Origin of the sequence: Prevotella sp. kh1p2 (assembly GCF_900111525.1) — a bacterium.
GTDB lineage: Bacteria > Bacteroidota > Bacteroidia > Bacteroidales > Bacteroidaceae > Prevotella.
Genome location: NZ_FOHY01000004.1, coordinates 116,606 through 135,601 on the forward strand (window position 1 = coordinate 116,606; position 18,996 = coordinate 135,601).

Below are 18,996 nucleotides of genomic sequence, written 5' to 3' on the forward strand. Positions count from 1 at the left end.
GGGTCAGGCGGGCTTCTTTTGGGTAAAGTGCCCGGTCTCGTTCAGTGTGTAGACGGTGCCCTGACGGGCGTCTTTTATGGTTATCTTAAAGGTGGTTGGCGTTACTTCCAGCTGCAGGTCGGCTCCCTGCGGCAGCAGTTTCATGTCCTCGGCCGTTAGGCCCAGTTCCTTTGTGCCGGCAAGGTAGCGGTGGTGCTGCTCCCTGCTGGCCTGCTGGGCGTAGTAGAGTGCCCACATCAGCCGGTAGATGCCGGGGTCATGGGGATAGGCAATCGGCTCGTTGTCACGGCTTCCAACGGTCTTGCCGGAGAAGTACAGGTAGGCCCAACGGTCGGGCATGTGCATGTCTATCTTGCCTGTGGGGCTCCATACCCAGTTCTCCTCGGGCCCTCCTTGCTTGAGCCATTCCACGCGCGAGAAGTTTATACGCCAGCAGTTGCCGGCCTTGAGCAGGTTGTCGAAGCCCGTCATGACGTCCTCCCTGGGGATGGCAATCTCCACGCTCCAGCCCTTGTCGCGGTCTGTACTGTCGTTCAGCGTGCCCTCTATGTGCACGGCAGTCTTCATGGTGCGGTAGTCCCATTGCAGAAAGAAGGTGCCCCCGTCGCGGTAGGGGCGGCCCATCATCAGGTCGAAGACGGTGTTCAGGGCGTTCATCTCCATCTCAAAGTAGTTCTCGCAGTCACCGTCGGGGTCGATGAATACCTCGAAGTCGTTGTCGTGATAGATGATGGCGTCGCGCTCAGTGAGCTTTCCGGTCACGTTGGGCTCCTCCATCTCGGCACCTATATACAGGTAGTCGTCGTCCCAGAGCATCTTGGCGCGGGTGGCATATTTGGGCTTGGCGAAGCCTTTTCCGCTGATGTCCCGGAACAGTTCCGTATATTCTGCCTGCTGCCAGGAGGCTTCGTCGAGCCTTCCGTCAATCTTCAGGCTGCCTGCAGTGCGCCGGCACACGTAGCTCTTGGGGGTGGTCAGCAGGCGTTCAAACTTCTGTGTAAGCGATTGCGAACGGGCAGCCGTAGCGATGAGGCACAACAGGACTGCGGCCAGAGTTAGTTTCTTCATGACTTGGTTGGTTTGTTTTGTGTGTTGAAGAGGGCGTCGAGCGAAGCCTGCTCGCCCACAACCCAGATGATGTCGCCCTGCATGAAGGGGCGCGAAGGGTCTATGAGGGTCAGGTTCTCCTGCCCTTCATCCACGCCAACCACCATGCAGTTGAACTTGTTTCGGATGCCGCTCTCCCTCAAAGTGAGGCCAATGAGGGGGCTGCCTTCGCGCAGCACCAGCTGTGAGAGCTTCATTTCGCGCTGTTCTATCTCCGGGTCGGCGTCGGCGGTGTCGTGACGCAGCGCGTTGCCAAAGGCCTGTAGCTGCTCGTCGTTGCCTATGGCCTGTATCTTGTCGCCGGGGAATATCATGGCTGCTCCGTTGGGAATGTTTATCCGCTGGTTGCCCCGCAGGATGCTGCTCACGTGGATGCCGAAGCGGTTACGGAACTGGAGCTCCTGCAAAGTCTTGCCTCCCCAGGTGGAATCTTCGGGTATGTCGAAGTCTGAAATGTGTATGTCGCGGTCCAGCAGCCGGCTTTCAAAGAGCGGACGCTTGCGCCCCATGACCTGTGCCTGAATGTCGCGGGAGTGCAGGTTCTGCACGAAGAGGCGCTCCAGACGGATGCTGCGGTGCTTCAACCCGCGCGAGAGCACCATCAGGACGATGGCAGCCACGCCGATGCTTATCATCAGCGCGTGGGTGAAACGGGTGAGATAGTTGCAGATATAGAAGATAAAGGCGATGGCGATAACCACCCTCACCAGTATCGTAAACGCCAGCGGGAGGCGGTTGAGGTGGCTTTGCGTCCAGAGAGACTTGAACTCCGCGCTGTTATTCTTCTTCATGACGATGGAGCGGAGGAACGGAGCAATCAGTGCAACCGTGAGCACGCCGCACACGCCATTGGCCCACCAGTGGGGCAGGAGGCTCCGGATAAAGGGCAGGAAGAAGGTGAACATCACGGCAATAACGGCCGAGGAGAGGATGGAGTAGATAAGAACGTTGATGCCGAGAGCCTTGAGCAGCTTCTTCCAGTCGCTGTCCTCTTCGGCCGAAGTCTGGTGGGCAGTGCCCAAATGGTTCAGCCATCGGCTCCATTTCCTGGGCAGTCGCTTCTCTATGTGGTTGTAACAAGGCTCGGCGAAGCGAATCATATAAGGCGTGAGGAAGGTTGTGATGACCGATACTGCTACCACCACAGGATACAGGAACTCGCCGATGACATGCAGCGAGAGGCCGAGCGAGGCGATGATAAAGGCAAACTCGCCTATCTGAGCCATGGAGAAGCCGCAGCGCATGGCTGTTTTGAGCGACTGCCCGCTCAGCATGAAGCCCGTTGTTCCCAATATTCCCTGCCCCAAAAGGATGGCCAGCACGATAACGACGATAGGCAATGCGTAGTCTGTAAGTATCTTCGGGTCTACCAGCATGCCCACCGAGACGAAGAAAACGGCACCAAAAAGGTTCTTGACCGGCTCTACGAGCTTGATAATCTTGTCGGCTTCGATGGTTTCAGCCAGTATGCTGCCCATCACGAAGGCACCGAACGCGCTGCTGAAGCCTACTGCCGTGGAGACCACTGCCATGAGGCAGCAGAGCCCCAGGGCCACGATAATCATGGTTTCGTCGTTCATCAGCTTGCGCGTGGCACGCAGAAACCACGGCACGAGGAAGATACCAACCACGAACCAGAGCACGAGGAAGAAGCCTATCTTGAGCACCGAGCCCAGCATCTGGCCGCCGTCGGGATTGCTGCCGCCCGCTATCGCGCTCAGCATGACCATCATCACGATGGCCAGCACGTCTTCCAGAATGAGCACGCTCATGACGAGTCCGGCGAAGCGTTGCTGCCTCAGGCCCATGTCATCGAATGCTTTGTAGATGATGGTGGTTGACGACATGGCCAGCATACCGCCCAGGAAGATGCAGTCCATCTTGCTCCAACCGAAGGCGTGGCCCACGAGTATGCCCGTCATCATCATGGAGAAGATAATGGTAAGGGTGGCTATGACGGGCGCCATGCCCATCTTCAGGATTTTCTTGAACGAGAAGTCGAGCCCCAAAGAGAACAGCAGGAACATCACGCCTATGTCGGCCCAGGTCTGTATGTCAGCCTTGTCGACTACCGACATGGTATAAGGCATGTGGGGTGAGACGAGGAATCCGGCTACGATGTAGCCCAACACCAGCGGCTGCTTGAACTTCTTGAAGAGCAGGGTCACGGCTCCCGCCACGACCAGTATGAGCGCCAAGTCCTTTATTAAGTCTGGAAGTTCTGCCATAAAAGTAAAACCTTCCCCGCTCCCTCCTATGGGGGGGCTGAGGAAGGCAGTTATAGTTGGTTATACAATGTCATTTCTCTTGGTTGCCGGAAACTTGTTTCCCGGTGCGCGGACGGCTTCCGGAAGCCGCGGCGGTCAGTCTTCAAAGCCGGCCGTAATCTCACATATCTTCACGATAACCTGCATGGCTTTGTCCATTACCTGCACGGATACGAACTCGTAGGGGCCATGGAAATTGACGCCGCCGGCGAAGATGTTGGGGCATGGCAGGCCGCGGAACGAGAGCTGAGCACCGTCAGTGCCGCCGCGTATGGGCTCCACCTTGGGCGCAACACCGCAGTCCTGCATCGCTTTTACTACGATGTCGATAACGTGCATGCAGGGGTCAATCTTCTCCTTCATGTTGTAGTACTGGTCTCGCAGTTCCACCTTGACGGTGCCCTCGCCGTACTTTTCGTTCATCTTCTTGGCTATCGACTCCATGAAGTCCTTGCGGTCTTCAAACTTCTCACGGTCGTGGTCGCGGATGATGTAGCTCAGTTTGGCCTCTTCCGTGCGGCTTTCGATGTTCAGCAGGTGGTAGAAGCCCTGGTAGCCCTCGGTAGTTTCGGGTATGTCAGTATCGGGTATGTGGCTGTTGAACTCGCAGGCCAGCCGGTTGGCGTTCACCATCTTGCCCTTTGCATAGCCCGTGTGTACGCTCACTCCCTTGATGCGCACCTTTGCGGCGGCTGCATTGAAGTTCTCGTACTCCAGGTTCCCCAGGTCTCCTCCGTCCATCGTGTAGGCCCACTGGCATCCGAACTTCTCCACGTCAAAGTGGTGTGCGCCCATTCCTATTTCCTCATCGGGGTTGAAACCCACGCGAATGTCGCCGTGCTTGATTTCGTCATGGTCGCGCAGATAGCACATGGCCTGCACGATTTCGGCTATTCCGGCCTTGTCGTCGGCGCCCAGCAGGGTAGTGCCGTCGGTCACGATGAGGTCTTCGCCCACGTGGTCAAGCAGTTCGGGGAACTTCTTGGGCGACGAGATGATGCCCGGCGAGAGCTCTATGTCCTGCCCGTCGTAGTTGGCAACTATGCGCGGCTTGATGTCAGCACCGCTGCAATCGGTACTGGTATCGTAGTGAGAAATAAATCCGATGGTGGGAATGTCTTTCTTTGTATTGGCCTTCAGCGTGGCGTAGATGTAACCCATCTCGTCCATCTCAACGTCTGCCAGCCCCTCGCGTTCCAACTCCTCTTTCAGGTATTTGGCAAAGATGAGCTGCTTGGAGGTACTGGGCACAGTCTCAGAGTCTTCTGCCGACTGCGTGTCAAACTTGGTGTAATTCAGAAATCTTTCAGTTATATTCATCTTGGTAGGTTTTGTTCTTGTTCTGCAAAGATAACGATAAAATTTCTAAATCGCTCATTTTAAACATTAATTTATTTCATCTCCGCGCTTCCGTGCCAGCAATCAATCCCTGCGATTTTGCCTATTAAGGCCAACAGACATAAAAAATGAGAAGCCGGAGTGAGGCTTCTCATGATGAAATTCTTGCTTAGTGACTCCGCTGGGATTCAAACCCAGGACCTTCAGAACCGGAATCTGACGCTCTATTCAGCTAAGCTACGGAGCCGTAAGACGATGCAAAAGTAAGGAAAAAAAACAGAACGACCAAAGAAAACGACCGAATTTATGGCGCTGCCTCTGCTTTTTGATGTCCGCCTGGCGCTGCCGCCTTGCCGTTTGCCTCGGCCTGCCGAGAGTGGCGGCTTGCAGCTGCGGGGGTGTTGTTTGTGTGGAGCGGGAACTTTCGACAAGTGTCGCACGATGGTGTGACAAGTGTCGAATGATTGTGCGACACTTGTCGAAAGTTCACGGAGCATATCTTCAGCATCTTTTTCCGATGCCTTGCAGACTGCCGGAGGGAGCTTTTTGCGCAGGTGCCGGGAGGAGAACGCAAAAAGCGGAGGCTCTTGTGAGAGCCTCCGCTTGCGTTGTATATGGTCAGTCTCCTAACGGTGGCTGTTGGTTTTTACGCTCCTTTTAACTGCCGTAAGTGCGTTCTTGGGGGTTCCCTTGCCCGAGAAGCTCAGGCCGCTCGATTGCTTCTGTGCGCCCGGTGCTGCCTTGGCGTAGCTGGCGCGATGGAATTCAAAGTCGTCATACTCGTCAAGTCCCTCGGTGTTGCTGGTCATGGTGCCGGCAAACAGGTTCTGATCGTCGTCGAGATTGAGGTCTGCGTAGTAGACTACCATTTCCACTCCCTTGCCTTGTCCTTCATCTGAATCGAAGTCGAGGATGATGTTTCCGTAGTCGTCTATTTCCCAGTTGAAGGCTGTCTGCGTATCGGCAGAGCCGTCGGAGTAGTCGGTTCGCGTTTCTTTTCCGCGTCCGTAGGCGGCGTTACTCTTGGCCAAATCGAAGTCGTACTCGGCCGTGCAGCTTGCCTGTTGGTACTGGCTGTTGCCCTGGTCGCGCCAGTTCATCTTCATGGGGCCGTTCCATGCGCCCGTTGTGAGTATGCGCGCCATAGCCCGCTTGTTGGCGTCGCGCTCCTGGGCTATGCCGTTCACAAAGTCGTTCCAGTCGCTCTGGTAGGCGTCGGGGTAGTTGCTGGAGAACCAGTTGGCGGTGGTCTGGTCGTCAGTACCGAAGGCGCCGTACTTGTAGAAGTAGTCGTCGAGCGCCTGTTCTACATCGAAGTAATAGTCGTCGCGGTCGTCCCAGTAGTAGTCATCGTCGCTGCAGGAGGCGAAGATGAACATGGCTGCTGCAGCCACGAGCATGAATTGATATACCTTTTTCATAATCCTGTAATTTAGAAAGTTATTTTATTTTTTCATTGTTCTTGCGAATTCGCCGCTCTTGGAGGCATGTCCGCCCATGGAGTCGGTGCGTATCATGCCGATGGTTGGCTTGGCATAGCCCATGTAGTCCCAGTAGGGATCCCAGTCGAAGCTCTGCTGCAAGGCCAGGTTGAAGTAGATGTCGCGGTTCGTGCCGTCGTCGAGCATGCCCGAGAAGCTGTAGTCCGTGAGTTCGTAATCGTAGATGTAGGCGGTGGTCCAGTCGGCATCGTCGTAGTCAATCTCTATCTGTCCGTGGCTCACATACCAGTTGAAGGGGGTGTAGGCGTAGTTGCGGTAGGGGTTGCGCACGTCGTAGTCGACCTCGTAACCTGTGCCGTCGGTGTTGAACTGGATGGTAGTACGGTAGCTGTTGCCCTGCAGTCCCCACCTGTCACGGTATACGGAAGAGATGGAACCGCTCCATGTGCCCCAGAGGGTGGTGGCTATTTCGGTGTCAGGGTCAACTTCGCAAGAGCTGAAGGTGAAGGTCGTCAGGGCCATCAGCATGACTGTTATCAGTGTAAAATACCGTTTCATATCTTTTTGCTTTTTAATTGTCGTCAGTAACTTTCAATGTTTCTGCTGCAAAATTAGCTATAAGTGGGCATGCTGCAAGCGTAATTCGCATATTGTGGAGTAGGAAAATCCCTACTCTTCTGGGAGCTTTCCCCCTCGCTAACAAAAAAAACATAAAATCTGTAAAACCACCATCCGAAGTCTAATCTTTTTCGTATATTTGCATTGTCATTATAAACATCATAAACAAAATGAAGACTGTATACGATTTTTCTGTAAAAGACAGAAAAGGTAACGAAGTGTCCTTAAAAGAGTATTCCAATGAGGTTCTCCTCATCGTAAACACTGCCACCAAGTGTGGATTTACCCCCCAGTACGAAGAACTGGAAAAACTCTACGAGCAATATCACGCTGCGGGCTTCGAGATTCTCGACTTCCCGTGCAACCAGTTCGGCCAACAGGCCCCCGGAACGGATGAGAGCATCCACAGCTTCTGTAAGCTCACGTACGGTACGGAGTTCCCTCGCTTCAAGAAAGTCAAGGTGAACGGCGACGATGCCGACCCACTGTATAAGTATCTGAAGGAGCAGAAGGGCTTCGCCGGATGGGACGAGTCGCACCCCATCTACCCTGTTCTTGACAAGATGCTCAGTGAGGCCGACCCCAATTACAAGGACAATCCGGACATCAAGTGGAACTTTACCAAGTTCTTGGTCGACAAGAAGGGCATCGTGGTAGCACGCTTCGAGCCTACCGAGAAGATAGAGAACATTGAGCAACAGATAAAGGAACTCTTGAAATAATGGAACATACGAAATGCCTGATTATAGGCAGCGGCCCCGCCGGTTACACCGCCGCAATCTATGCCGGCAGAGCTAATCTGGAGCCGATAGAGTACTGCGGGCTGCAAATGGGCGGCCAGCTGACCACTACCACCACCGTGGAGAACTTCCCGGGTTACCCGCAGGGCGTTGACGGTAACCAGATGATGGCGGACCTGCAGGAACAGGCACGCCGCTTCGGTACCGACGTTCGCGACGGCATCATTACCGAGATAGACCTCAGCAAGGCGCCCTACGTGGCCACGACCGACCGCGGCGACAAGATTGAGGCCGACACCGTAATCGTTGCAACGGGTGCAAGTGCTAAGTATCTCGGCCTGCCCGACGAGCAGAAATACATGGGTCAGGGCGTCAGCGCCTGTGCAACGTGCGACGGATTCTTCTACCGCAAGAAGACCGTTGCCGTGGTTGGCGGCGGCGATACGGCCTGTGAGGAGGCCATCTACCTGGCCGGTCTCTGCCAGAAAGTGTACCTGCTGGTGCGCAAACCCTACCTGCGCGCATCGGAAGTAATGAAGAAACGGGTGGCAAACAACCCCAAGATAGAGATTCTCTACGAGCATAATGCGCTCGGACTCTACGGCGACAACGGCGTTGAAGGTGCCCACGTGGTGTACCGCAAGGGAGAAGCAGACGAGCGGAAGTATGACCTCGCCATCGACGGATTTTTCCTCGCAATCGGCCACAAGCCCAATACCGACATCTTCAAGGGGCAGCTCGACATGGACGAAGTGGGCTACATCAAGGTCCAGGGCGATACTCCGCGCACCAGCGTGGCGGGTGTTTTCGCTGCCGGAGACTGTGCCGACCCCACTTACCGGCAAGCTGTCGTGGCTGCGGGCTCGGGCTGCAAGGCCGCGTTGGAGGCCGAGCGGTACCTCAACCAGTAATTACCGCTTGGCGAGCCAGAGGCCTGCAAAGGTCAAGGCGCCGTTGAGCATCAGCAATTCATAGCCGAACTTATAGCCTGTAAGTTCGGCTATTATTGTATCCAAGGCAAAACACAAGAAGGGCGAAGCCACGGCAACGTGAGGCACCAGGCGGTCGTTGGTTGGCCGGTTGGTGAGCAGTCCGAAGGCGAAAAGCCCCAACAGCGGGCCGTAGGTGTAGGAACACATGATGTAGACGGCATCTATCAGGCTGGTTGAATTAACCGCACGGAACAGCAGGATGAACCCTGCAAACACCGCGGCCATCAGGATATGCACGCGGCGGCGATAGCTTTCGTCGTCGGGCTTGTTGCGTATGTCGATGCAGAAGCTCGTGGTGAGCGAGGTAAGGGCAGAGTCGGCAGTCGAGAAACTGGCAGCCACGATGCCCACGGTGAAGAGCACCACCACCGTTTCTCCCAGCCTTCCGCTGGCTGCAAACATAGTTACCAGCTCGTCGCCCGATGCCGGCAGCGCCATTCCCTCACGCTCCGCAAGCTGTGCCAGCAGTACGCCAAGGGCAAGGAACAGCAGGTTTGCCGGCACAAAAGCCAGCCCGTAAGAGCACATGTCCTTCTGAGCAGCGCGCAGCGACTTGCAGGTCAGGTTCTTCTGCATCATGTCCTGATCGAGTCCGGTCATCACAATCACGATGAAGATACCACTCAGAAACTGCTTCCAGAAGTTCTGTTTCGACACCCAGTCGTCGAAAACGAACATGCGGCTGCGGCCGTCGTGCGCCACTGCCTCAATGGCTTCGCCCGCGGTGAGGCCCAGGGCACCCGTTACGTGTACGATAATCAGCACGAGCGCAGTGAACATACAGAGCGTCTGAAAGCTGTCCGTCCACACCAGAGTCTTTATTCCGCCGTTGCGCGTGTACAGCCAGATGAGCGCCACCAGCACCGTTACCGTAAGCGCGAAGGGAACTCCCAGGGCATTGAGCACGAACTCCTGCAGGATGATACACACCACGTAGAACTTCACGGCGGCCCCCGTCATCTTCGAAAGGAGGAAGAATGCCGCGCCCGTCTTGTACGACCGCTCGCCCAGCCGCTGCTGCAGATAGCTGTAGATGGTGGTCAGGTTGAGCCTGTAATATACGGGCAGGAGCAGAAAAGCCACCGCTATATAGCCGAAGATGAAGCCGATGCAGGTCTGCATGTAGGTCATGCCGGTTTTCAGAACCATGCCCGGCACCGAGACGAACGACACGCCCGAGATGGATGCTCCTATCATGCCGAAGGCCACCATGTACCAGGGCGACTTGCGGTTGGCTCTGAAGAAGGTGTCGTTGTCGGTCGTCCGGGCCGTCAGCCTGCTGAATACCAGCAGCACGCAGAAGTAAAGGAAGATGGTCAGAATGATAATCATGCGTGCAAAATTACGAAAAGATTGCCGATTAAAGGCCTCTGATAGAACTATTTTTAGTACCTTTGTCCGTGTAAAAATCTAACCAACGCTTCATGAATATGCGACAAAAAAAGTTTTTACTGCAGGAGAGCGAGCTCCCTACACAGTGGTACAACATCCAAGCCGACATGCTTAGCAAGCCTCTGCCGCCCCTCAATCCGGCCACGCACGAGCCGCTGAAAGCCGACGACCTGGCACACATCTTCAGCCTGGAGTGCTCCAAGCAGGAGCTCGACCAGCAGCACGCATGGATTGACATACCCGAGGCGGTGCTCGAGAAGTACAGGTTCTACCGCTCCACACCGCTGGTGCGGGCCTACGAACTGGAGCAGGCACTCGACACGCCGGCCCACATCTACTTCAAGAACGAAAGCACCAACCCCCTCGGTTCGCACAAGATAAACTCTGCCTTGCCCCAATGCTACTACTGCAAGCAGGAAGGCGTGACCAATGTTACTACCGAGACGGGGGCCGGACAGTGGGGAGCAGCGCTCAGCTATGCGGCCAGAATCTTCGGCCTTGAGGCCGCCGTGTACCAGGTAAAGATAAGTTTGCAGCAGAAACCCTACCGCTCCTTCATCATGCGAACGTTCGGTGCAACGGTCGAGGGGTCGCCATCAATGTCGACGCGTGCCGGAAAAGACATCATCACCCGCGACCCCACGCACCCCGGCTCGCTCGGAACGGCCATCTCCGAGGCCATAGAACTGGCCACCACCACGCCCAACTGCAAGTACACCCTGGGCTCTGTACTCAACCACGTGGCTCTGCACCAAACCATCATAGGGCTGGAGGCAGAGAAGCAGATGCAAATGGCAGGCGAATATCCCGATACCGTCATCGCCTGCTTTGGTGGCGGAAGCAACTTCGGCGGCATAGCTTTCCCCTTCATGCGCCATAACCTCAAGGACGGCAAACGCACCGAGTTCATCGCGGCAGAGCCCAACAGCTGCCCCAAACTCACACGGGGAAAGTTTGAATACGACTTCGGCGACGAGGCCGGATACACGCCCCTGCTGCCCATGTTCACCCTGGGGCACGACTTCAAGCCGGCCAACATCCACGCCGGAGGCCTGCGTTACCACGGCGCGGGCGTCATTATCAGCCAGCTGCTCAAGGACGGCTACATGCACGGCGTAGACATTCCGCAGCTCGAAACCTTTGCCGCCGGCATGCTCTTTGCCCGCACCGAGGGCATCATCCCGGCTCCGGAGAGCAGCCACGCCATAGCTGCCGTTATACGCGAGGCCAAGAAGTGCAAGGAAACGGGTGAGCAGAAGGTCATCCTCTTCAATCTTTCGGGCCACGGACTGCTGGACATGACGGCCTACGACAGCTACATTAACGGCGACCTGAACAACTATACAGTAACCGACGAGGAGATAGCCGAGAACCTCAAGGCTGTGCCGCAGGTGTAAGTGCCGCGGCTTGTCACCTTATTATATAGTCGGCCGGGCAGCAAGCGTAGATGCTTGTTGCCCGGCTGTTTTTTTGTGGATGGCGTGCGGAAACAAGTGGGGCAGGGGGCGGGAAGCCTGCCCTGGAGTTGCCGGAATTGGCCGGAGGGCTTTCAAAAGATGTGCTTCGTGAACTTTCGACACTTGTCGCACAATCGTTTGACACCTGTCGCATCATCGTGCGACAAGTGTCGAAAGTTCACGAAGTTATCCTTCAGCCCCTTTTTTTCATTCATTCAGGCTGCCTGACAGGGGGCTTCTGCAACCGCGCCTTCAGCTTTCAGCCTGCCCCTTCTCTATGTCCCGCAGCACGGCCACGGCCTCCCCGACCGATGCCACGCTACTGACGTGCATCAGCCTGCGGCCGTTGATTTCCTTCAGGTCGCACCGGCGGGGGTTGCGCCCGATGTAGGAAAGAATGCGGTCGAAGGCCTGGCTGCGGTAGTAAAGGCTCTGCGGATTGCCTACGAACTGCATGTTCATGCGCCCCTGGCGCAGGGTTATCTTCTCACAACCAAGCCTCTTGCCGATGCGGCGCAGCGCTACAACGTTCATGAGTTCCTCTCCCTCCTTGGGCACAGGGCCGAAGCGGTCGATGATACGCTGGCGGTAAGCCTCCAAATCGCGGTCGTCCGTAATGTTGTCAAGCTCCCGGTACAGCAGCATGCGCTCGCTGGAGCCGGGCACGTAGCTGTCGGGGAAGTACATCTCCAGGTCGCTCTCGATGGCACAGTCGTCAACAAAATCGTCGCCGGAGGCATCCTTCACAAATGCTGCCACAGCCTCTCGGCCCCTTTCGTCGCCGGCATCCAGGTAGGTGTCGGCCTCGTTACGGAGCTCGGCCATGGCCTGCTTGATTATCTTCAGATAGGTCTCGTAGCCCAGGTCCTCCATGAATCCGCTCTGTTCGGCACCCAGCAGGTTGCCCGCTCCGCGTATGTCGAGGTCCTGCATGGCCAGGTTGAAGCCGCTGCCCAGCTCGGAGAAGGTTTCCAGTGCCTCCAGCCGGCGGCGCGCCTCGGGTGTGAGCACGCTCTTGGGCGGGGCCAGCAGGTAGCAGAAAGCCTTGCGGTTGGAGCGCCCCACGCGGCCTCTCATCTGGTGTAAGTCCGAGAGTCCGAAGCGGTGAGCATCGTTTATGATGATGGTGTTGGCGTTGGGAATGTCGATGCCGTTCTCTACGATGGTGGTTGAAAGCAGCACATCGTAGTCGTAGTTGATGAAACCCATGATGATGTTCTCCAGCTCGTCGGGCGACATCTGACCGTGGCCGATGGCTATGCGGCAATCGGGCACGTGCTTCCTGATGAGGCTGGCAATCTCCGGAAGGTTGGAGATGCGGTCGTTGACGAAGAAGACCTGCCCGTTGCGGCTCATCTCGAAGTTGATGGCATCGGCTATCACGTCGTGTCCGTAGGTAGCAAGCTCGGTGTGGATGGGGTAACGGTTGGGCGGCGGTGTGCGTATAATGCTCATGTCGCGGGCACCCATGAGCGAGAATTGGAGCGTCCGCGGAATGGGCGTAGCACTCATGGTGAGGGTGTCGACGTTGGTCTTGAGCGTGCGGAGGCGTTCCTTCGTGGAGACTCCGAACTTCTGTTCCTCGTCTATGATGAGCAGACCGAGGTCGTGCCACTTTACGTTTTTGCCGATAAGCTTGTGCGTTCCTACGAGGATGTCAATCTTTCCGGCCTCCAAATCGGCCAGCACCTGCTTGGTCTGTTTGGCCGAGCGGGCCCGCGAGAGATAGTCTACCCTGACGGGAAAGTCCTTCAACCGGCCCCTGAAAGTTTGGTAATGCTGGAATGCCAGCACCGTAGTGGGCACCATGACGGCCACCTGCTTGGAGTCGCAGGCAGCCTTGAAGGCCGCCCTCACGGCCACTTCGGTCTTGCCGAAGCCCACGTCGCCGCATACCAACCGGTCCATGGGGCGGGCGCTCTCCATGTCGCTTTTCACCTCCTGGGTGGCTTTCAGCTGGTCGGGTGTGTCCTCATAAAGGAAGCTGGCCTCCAGTTCGTGCTGCATGAATGAGTCGGCGCTGTAGGCAAAACCTTTCTCCTGGCGCCGCTTGGCGTACAAGCGAATGAGGTCGCGGGCTATATCCTTAATCCTTTTCTTTGTGCGTTCCTTGAGCCGCTCCCATGCTCCGGTGCCCAAGGTGCTAAGCCTCGGGGCCTCTCCACTGTCCTGGCTGCGGTATTTACTTATCTTGTAGAGCGAGTGAATGGAAACATCAACCTTGTCGTTGTTCTGGTAGATGATGCGTATAACTTCCTGGTAGCCGCCCTCTGGTGTGGGTACGCGAACCAGACCGCCAAACTTGCCGATGCCGAAGTCAACGTGCACGATGTAATCTCCTGGCTCCATCTCCTGCAGCTCCTTCATAGTGAGCGCCATCTTGCCAGCTCTGGCGCTGTCGCTGCGCAGACTGTACTTGTGAAAACGGTCGAAGATCTGGTGGTCGGTGAAGAAGCAGAGCTTCAGTTCGTTGTCAGCAAAACCCTCGTGCAGGGTCTTGTCAACGGGCATGAACGATACAGACGACCGCTGCTCGTTAGAAGGCGAGCGCTCGGGGTCGGTTCCCAGCTCGTCAAAAATATCGCGCAGACGCTGTTGCTGCTTCTTGCTGTCGGCCAGGATGTAGAGCTTGTAGCCCTGCAACAGATAGTCTTCGAGCGACTGACGGAGCAGGTCGAAGTTCTTGTGGAACAGCGGCTGCGGCGATATCTGCCAGTTGAGCGTGGCCTGACCGGCAGTTGCGGCAGTGCCGGATGAGGCCAGCAGACTCTTCTGCTTGGCCGAGACAGAGGCCGCCGCGCCAAAGACAATCTTCTTGAAGGATCCTACCGATTCGGCAAACTGCGTGGCGCTGCAGAGCATGTTCTCCTTGATGAGGCTGCGCCTGATTTGCTCCTGCTCCACTTCCGTGGCCCCTTCGAGCTGTTCAGTGAGTGCCTGGGCGGAGAAACCCTCGCCGTAGATGTGGCCTATCGTATCGCGAATGTACTCAAAATCCTTGGCAACAAGGAGCGTGTTGGCAGGCAGGAAGCTCAGGAAAGGTATCTTCTCTGCCTCGATGGAGGCCAGTTCGGGCACAATCTCCACCTCCGTGCGGCGGTCTTTTGACAGCTGGTCCTGCACCTCGAAGGTGCGGATGGTGTCAATCTCGTCGCCGAAGAAGTCGATGCGGAACGGGAACTCGCACGAGTAGGAGTACACGTCGAGGATGCTGCCACGCACGGCGTACTGGCCCGGTTCATAGACATAGTCCTCCAACCGGAAGCCGAACCGGCGCAGGGTCTGCTCAACAGCGGTTACGGTAACGCGCTGTCCGGCCTTGAGAGAGAGCCGGCGCTCGTCCAGCCGCTGCCTGTTCACCACCAGCTCGGCCAGGGCATCGGGATGGGTAACGATGAACAGCGCCTCCGCCGGCCCGTTGCTGCCCCCAGAGAGGGCAGAGAGGCGGGCCAGAACCTCCGTCCGCAGTATCTCGTTGGCACTGTCTCGCTGGCCGTACTTCACAGCCCTGCGGTAGGTGGAGGGGAAGAAGAGCACGCTCTCCTGGCCCAACAGCTGCGTGAGGTCGTGATAGAAGTAGCCGGCCTCGTCGGCATCCTGCAGCATGAAAAGCACGGGGCGGTGCAGGCGCGAGGCCACGGAAGCAAAGGCCATGGGGGCCGAAGAGGCCACGAGACCCTGCAGGAAAACGTTCCGTACGGAGTCTTCCTGCAGGGTCTTCAGGAGCGCTCCGGCCTTTGGCGACGCTCCGTAAAGTTGAATGATGTCTGTTATATTCATCGGATAGCTCATGAGGCCCCCGGCAGGCGGAGGCATGTAGCGTAACCGAAACGCCCGGCCCGCTGTGCCGCCGGCATCGCGCAGCCGGTCCATGGCACTGTGAGTGCCCGGTCAGGCGCTCGCGGTAAGGTTTAATTCTTTATCGTGGGGTACTTGCGGAACCATCCGTCGAGGCGCAGGCGTATCACGCCGAAGAAGGCTTCGCCGAAGATACCGCCGCTCATCTTGCTTGTTCCCTCGCGGCGGTTCACGAAGACCACGGGCACTTCCTTGATGCGGAAGCCTATCTTGTAGGCTGTGAACTTCATCTCGATCTGGAACCCGTAGCCCTTGAAACGTACCTCGTCCAGCGGTATGGTCTCGAGAACACGGCGGCGGTAGCACACAAAGCCGGCCGTGGTGTCGTGTATGCTGAAGCCCGTAACGAGCCGAACGTACTGCGAGGCGAAGTAACTCATCAGCACCCGACCCATGGGCCAGTTCACCACATTCACGCCGCTCACGTAGCGGGAGCCTATAGCCACGTCGTTGCCCTCGTCGTGGCAGGCCGCGTAGAGGCGTGGAAGGTCGTTGGGATCGTGGCTGAAGTCGGCGTCCATCTCGAATATATACTCGTACTGACGGGCCAGAGACCACTTGAAACCGGCTATGTAGGCCGTGCCAAGTCCCTGCTTGCCGCTGCGCTCGATGATGAAGAGGCGGTCGCTGAACTCGGTCTCCATGAGGCGGTGAACTATCGAGGCGGTGCCGTCGGGGCTGCCGTCATCGATGATGAGGATGTGGAAACGCTTCTCGAGGCCGAACACCGCGCGGATTATCTTCTCGATGTTCTCCTTCTCGTTGTATGTGGGAATGATGACGATGCTGTCGTTCTGCTCCATAGGTGTATCGCTTTTAATAGTTGCAAAGATAATAAAAGATTGGTGATTACAGCCGGGCGGGAGGATATTTTTTTAGCTCCGCCTGAACTGCCTGCCGGCGGGCGTTGCAGCAGAGGTATCATTCAAGCCTCTTGACCCATACCTTCAAGTCCCCTGAACGGTACCTTCAGGCGGCTTGAAGCATAGCTTCTGTTTTCGCACTTGCCCCAACCGGCTTTGCCGCAGGCCTGCTACTGGTCCGGATTCTCTACGTAACCCTGGTACTCGGGCACCAGTCCGCCCATCACGGCAGCGTAGGCCTGGTCCATTGTCTGCTTCACGCTGTCGGGCCCTTTGCCCTTGGGCGCGATGGGCTTGTGGATGGTCAGGGTGAGCGGATGCCAGGTTACGAAGCGCCAGTCGCGCATGCGCGGCAGCACGTTGAACGACCCGTTGATGGTCAGCGGCACCACCGGCAGCTGCAACTCGTCGGCCAGCATGAAGGCACCGCGGCGGAACAAACCCATGTGACCGGTGAAGGTGCGGCAGCCTTCGGGGAAAACGACGAGCGACATGCCCTCCTTCAGTATCTCGCGGGCCTTGTCGTAGGTGGCCCGCACCTTGCTGGGGCCGCTCCTGTCTACAAAGATGTGGTGAGCCGCCTCGCAGGCTATGCCCACCAGGGGGATGCGGCGGATGCCCTTCTTCATCATCCATTTGAAGTTCCGGTTTAGGAACCCGTAGATTACGAAGATATCGAACGCGCCCTGATGGTTGCTCACGAAGACGTACGACTGCCCCTTTTCGAGGTTCTCCCTGCCCTTGATGCGGATGGGAAGCAGGCACAGCCGCACGGCAACTATTGACCACCACTTGCCGGGATAGTAGCCCCAGAAGTGGCCGTTGCCTATGAGGCAGCCGATAACTGTTACCAGGGAGGTGAGCACGGATGCCACCAGGAAGAGCGGCAACACAATGAAGAGCTGATAGAGACGGTACAGGTATTTCATGTTATTGGAGTTTATGCAAGGTGATGACTGCTATCTCCGGCGGCACGCCAAAGCGGAACCTGACGAGTCCGCCCAGACCGGCAGAAACGTAGATGGCACGGTCGGCCTCCATGTAGAGGCCGCAGTCTTCGCGGCAAACCAGATGAGAAGGGCGGAAACCGAAGATACTCAGCTGCCCGCCATGCGTGTGACCGCTCAGCGTGAGCTGTGCCTGAGAGGACGAGAGGATGGTGCGCCGCCACGCCGAAGGGTCGTGTTGCAGCAGCACCACGAAGGCTCCGGCGTCCACGCCCTGCAGCGTTTGCTCCAAATTGGCTTTGTGGGGAAAGGGCTTCTTGCCGTCGTTCTCCTCGCCGGCAATGACTATCGAGTCCTGTCCGCGGTGGATGGAGCGGTGCTCGTTGAGCAGTACGTTCCAGCCGAACTGGCGCTGGCGCGACACGGTTTCGCGCTCGTTGGCCACCTTCACGGCCGGGTCGGCGTCTATGTACATGCTGTAATCGTGGTTGCCCAGTACGGAGAAGACGCCGTCCTTGGCCTTAAGCCGGCCCAGCATGTCTTGGAATGGGTAGAGTTCGGCCGGCTGCAGGTTCTGCAAGTCGCCCGTAAAGGCTATCAGGTCGGCCTGCTGGGCGTTTATGCTGTCGATGTCGCGTTCAACCAACTGCTCGTATCCGCCCTGGAAAGTGCCCAGGTGCAGGTCGCTGAAGTGTACGATGCGATAGCCGTCGAACGCCGGGGGCAGGTCCTTGAAATACACGTCAACGTGCTTTACCTCCAGCTTGCGGTAGCCCAACAGCGACCCGTAGAGCAGCACGTACACCGCAAACACGGCGAGCAGGAGCCCCACCAGGTTGCCCCAATTGTGGTGCGAGTGGCGCAGACGGCACCATGCCAGGCCCAGTGCGGAGCAGAGTACGAAGATGGCTTTGGGCATTACGAAGAGCCCAACGAGGATGAGATAGAGGCTGAGCCACGACATGTCGTCGGGTGCAAAGTTGTGGATGGAGGTCAGCCCCACTGTGTAGGCCATCATGAGCAGGCCCGGCAGCCACCACAGCAGCCGTTTCCACCACCTCATTCTGTTGCGGCGGCTCAGATAGTGCACGTATATATAAAGGTCGGGCAGCACTATCGCCAATATGATGGGTATGAAAATGCGTGCTATCATCTTTTCAACAAGCTCGATTCAAGGAAGCGCCGCATCAGCTCAACGGGTATGCCGCGGCGGCGGGCGTAGTCAGTAAGCTGGTCTTCGCCTATCTTTCCGAGGTCAAAATATCGTGATTGGGGGTGAGAGAACATGAAACCGGAGACGCTGGCGTGGGGCGTCATCATGCCGCTCTCGGTGAGTCGGATGCCGATATCCTTCATGCCGATGAGGCCGGAGAGGATGAAGTTGAGGCTCGTATCGGGCAGCGAGGGATAGCCCACGGCCGGGCGGATGCCCTGATAGTGCTCAAGGTGCAGCTCGCTCATGGAGAGCTGCTCGGCCTGTGCATAGCCCCAGAAGGTTGTACGCACCTGCTGGTGCATGCGTTCGGCCGTGGCCTCGGCCAGCCGGTCGGCCAGTGTCTGCGACAGCAGCTGCCTGTAGGCGTCGCCCTTGTAGTCCTGTTCCATGGCTGCATCAACGGTTGTGGCAAAGAGACCCACCTCATCGGGCTTGCCGGAGGAGAGCGGACGGACGAAGTCGGACAAGCAGAGGTTGGGTTCACCCTCATGAGCGGGGCGCTGTTGGCGCAGTAGCGGTATGCGCGTACCGGCCACCAGGAGGTCGTCGCCGTCGCTGTTGGCGGGGAAGATGCCGAACACCGCATGCGTAAGGTATCGCCCCTGGAACTCGCGGAGCATGTCCTCGGCCTCGGCGCGCAGCTTCTCCCGCTCGGCGGCGGGCTTGCCGTTGAGTCCCCAGGCATGGTAGAAATAAATCCAGTTGATGTAAGGGGATATCTCGTTAATGCTGTAGTCTATGTGCTTCTTCAGTTCCATT

Annotated in this window: 14 protein-coding genes and 1 tRNA gene; 3 read left to right on the forward strand and 12 right to left on the reverse strand. The window is 57.2% G+C overall.

Going from position 1 to position 18,996, the window contains the following annotated elements; genetic code table 11:
• Positions 1-3 precede the first annotated feature (3 nt).
• The 6 genes from BMW31_RS03880 to BMW31_RS03905 all read right to left on the reverse strand — a co-directional run bounded on the left by BMW31_RS03880 (position 4) and on the right by BMW31_RS03905 (position 6,712).
• Entirely contained in the window at positions 4-1,068 is a 1,065-nt protein-coding gene (locus BMW31_RS03880) for a carbohydrate-binding family 9-like protein (protein WP_091821286.1), read from the reverse strand.
• Complete coding sequence (locus BMW31_RS03885) at positions 1,065-3,335, reverse strand: monovalent cation:proton antiporter family protein (RefSeq protein WP_091821289.1); 2,271 nt, start codon at positions 3,333-3,335, stop codon at positions 1,065-1,067. The genes BMW31_RS03880 and BMW31_RS03885 overlap by 4 nt, the downstream gene beginning before the upstream one ends.
• Before the next feature lie 135 nt (positions 3,336-3,470).
• Positions 3,471-4,694 (reverse strand): peptidase T, encoded by a 1,224-nt coding sequence (gene pepT / locus BMW31_RS03890; RefSeq protein WP_091821292.1) that lies wholly within the window; start codon positions 4,692-4,694, stop codon positions 3,471-3,473.
• A 191-nt stretch (positions 4,695-4,885) separates the two neighbouring features.
• Positions 4,886-4,959: transfer RNA gene (locus BMW31_RS03895), tRNA-Arg, on the reverse strand.
• Positions 4,960-5,338: 379 nt separating this feature from the next.
• The gene (locus tag BMW31_RS03900; protein ID WP_091821295.1) at positions 5,339-6,133 is read right to left on the reverse strand and encodes a hypothetical protein; all 795 of its coding nucleotides are present in this window, start codon (positions 6,131-6,133) and stop codon (positions 5,339-5,341) included.
• A gap of 24 nt (positions 6,134-6,157) precedes the next feature.
• Positions 6,158-6,712, reverse strand: a complete 555-nt coding sequence (locus BMW31_RS03905; protein WP_143049143.1) for a lipocalin family protein — start codon at positions 6,710-6,712, stop codon at positions 6,158-6,160.
• Between the two features lie 230 nt (positions 6,713-6,942).
• On the opposite strand from BMW31_RS03905, the gene BMW31_RS03910 reads away from it, so the two are divergent.
• On the forward strand, positions 6,943-7,494 hold the full coding sequence (locus tag BMW31_RS03910) for a glutathione peroxidase (protein ID WP_091821301.1): 552 nt from the start codon (positions 6,943-6,945) through the stop codon (positions 7,492-7,494).
• Entirely contained in the window at positions 7,494-8,423 is a 930-nt protein-coding gene (trxB, locus tag BMW31_RS03915) for a thioredoxin-disulfide reductase (RefSeq protein ID WP_091821303.1), read from the forward strand. The genes BMW31_RS03910 and trxB overlap by 1 nt, the downstream gene beginning before the upstream one ends.
• On the opposite strand, the gene BMW31_RS03920 is transcribed toward trxB, so the two are convergent.
• Positions 8,424-9,836: a sodium:solute symporter gene (locus tag BMW31_RS03920; RefSeq protein ID WP_091821305.1), complete on the reverse strand. Its 1,413-nt coding sequence runs from the start codon at positions 9,834-9,836 to the stop codon at positions 8,424-8,426.
• A 98-nt stretch (positions 9,837-9,934) separates the two neighbouring features.
• On the opposite strand from BMW31_RS03920, the gene BMW31_RS03925 reads away from it, so the two are divergent.
• Positions 9,935-11,293 (forward strand): TrpB-like pyridoxal phosphate-dependent enzyme, encoded by a 1,359-nt coding sequence (locus BMW31_RS03925; protein WP_091821448.1) that lies wholly within the window; start codon positions 9,935-9,937, stop codon positions 11,291-11,293.
• Positions 11,294-11,605: 312 nt separating this feature from the next.
• Here BMW31_RS03925 and mfd read toward each other — a convergent pair whose 3' ends face one another.
• The 5 genes from mfd to BMW31_RS03950 form a co-directional block, all read right to left on the reverse strand.
• A complete protein-coding gene (gene mfd, locus BMW31_RS03930; protein WP_091821452.1) occupies positions 11,606-15,133 on the reverse strand; it encodes a transcription-repair coupling factor in 3,528 nt (1,175 codons plus the stop codon).
• A gap of 131 nt (positions 15,134-15,264) precedes the next feature.
• Positions 15,265-16,014 carry a polyprenol monophosphomannose synthase gene (locus BMW31_RS03935; protein ID WP_091821308.1) on the reverse strand — a complete coding sequence of 250 codons (750 nt, stop codon included), beginning with the start codon at positions 16,012-16,014 and terminating at the stop codon, positions 15,265-15,267.
• A 230-nt stretch (positions 16,015-16,244) separates the two neighbouring features.
• The gene (locus tag BMW31_RS03940; protein WP_091821311.1) at positions 16,245-17,003 is read right to left on the reverse strand and encodes a lysophospholipid acyltransferase family protein; all 759 of its coding nucleotides are present in this window, start codon (positions 17,001-17,003) and stop codon (positions 16,245-16,247) included.
• Between the two features lies 1 nt (position 17,004).
• Positions 17,005-18,174 (reverse strand): metallophosphoesterase, encoded by a 1,170-nt coding sequence (locus tag BMW31_RS03945; protein ID WP_091821314.1) that lies wholly within the window; start codon positions 18,172-18,174, stop codon positions 17,005-17,007.
• Positions 18,171-18,995 (reverse strand): vitamin B12 dependent-methionine synthase activation domain-containing protein, encoded by an 825-nt coding sequence (locus BMW31_RS03950; RefSeq protein ID WP_091821317.1) that lies wholly within the window; start codon positions 18,993-18,995, stop codon positions 18,171-18,173. The genes BMW31_RS03945 and BMW31_RS03950 overlap by 4 nt, the downstream gene beginning before the upstream one ends.
• Position 18,996: the final 1 nt, after the last annotated feature.

Excerpts from the sequence above, each read along its gene's own strand:
- BMW31_RS03920 (WP_091821305.1), bottom strand. The coding sequence starts at position 9,836 with ATGATTATCATTCTGACCATCTTCCTTTACTTCTGCGTGCTGCTGGTA.
- pepT (WP_091821292.1), bottom strand. The coding sequence starts at position 4,694 with ATGAATATAACTGAAAGATTTCTGAATTACACCAAGTTTGACACGCAG.
- BMW31_RS03905 (WP_143049143.1), bottom strand. The coding sequence starts at position 6,712 with ATGAAACGGTATTTTACACTGATAACAGTCATGCTGATGGCCCTGACG.
- BMW31_RS03880 (WP_091821286.1), bottom strand. The coding sequence starts at position 1,068 with ATGAAGAAACTAACTCTGGCCGCAGTCCTGTTGTGCCTCATCGCTACG.
- BMW31_RS03900 (WP_091821295.1), bottom strand. The coding sequence starts at position 6,133 with ATGAAAAAGGTATATCAATTCATGCTCGTGGCTGCAGCAGCCATGTTC.
- BMW31_RS03885 (WP_091821289.1), bottom strand. The coding sequence starts at position 3,335 with ATGGCAGAACTTCCAGACTTAATAAAGGACTTGGCGCTCATACTGGTC.
- BMW31_RS03925 (WP_091821448.1), top strand. The coding sequence starts at position 9,935 with ATGCGACAAAAAAAGTTTTTACTGCAGGAGAGCGAGCTCCCTACACAG.
- BMW31_RS03950 (WP_091821317.1), bottom strand. The coding sequence starts at position 18,995 with ATGGAACTGAAGAAGCACATAGACTACAGCATTAACGAGATATCCCCT.
- BMW31_RS03910 (WP_091821301.1), top strand. The coding sequence starts at position 6,943 with ATGAAGACTGTATACGATTTTTCTGTAAAAGACAGAAAAGGTAACGAA.
- BMW31_RS03940 (WP_091821311.1), bottom strand. The coding sequence starts at position 17,003 with ATGAAATACCTGTACCGTCTCTATCAGCTCTTCATTGTGTTGCCGCTC.
- trxB (WP_091821303.1), top strand. The coding sequence starts at position 7,494 with ATGGAACATACGAAATGCCTGATTATAGGCAGCGGCCCCGCCGGTTAC.
- mfd (WP_091821452.1), bottom strand. The coding sequence starts at position 15,133 with ATGAATATAACAGACATCATTCAACTTTACGGAGCGTCGCCAAAGGCC.
- BMW31_RS03935 (WP_091821308.1), bottom strand. The coding sequence starts at position 16,014 with ATGGAGCAGAACGACAGCATCGTCATCATTCCCACATACAACGAGAAG.
- BMW31_RS03945 (WP_091821314.1), bottom strand. The coding sequence starts at position 18,174 with ATGATAGCACGCATTTTCATACCCATCATATTGGCGATAGTGCTGCCC.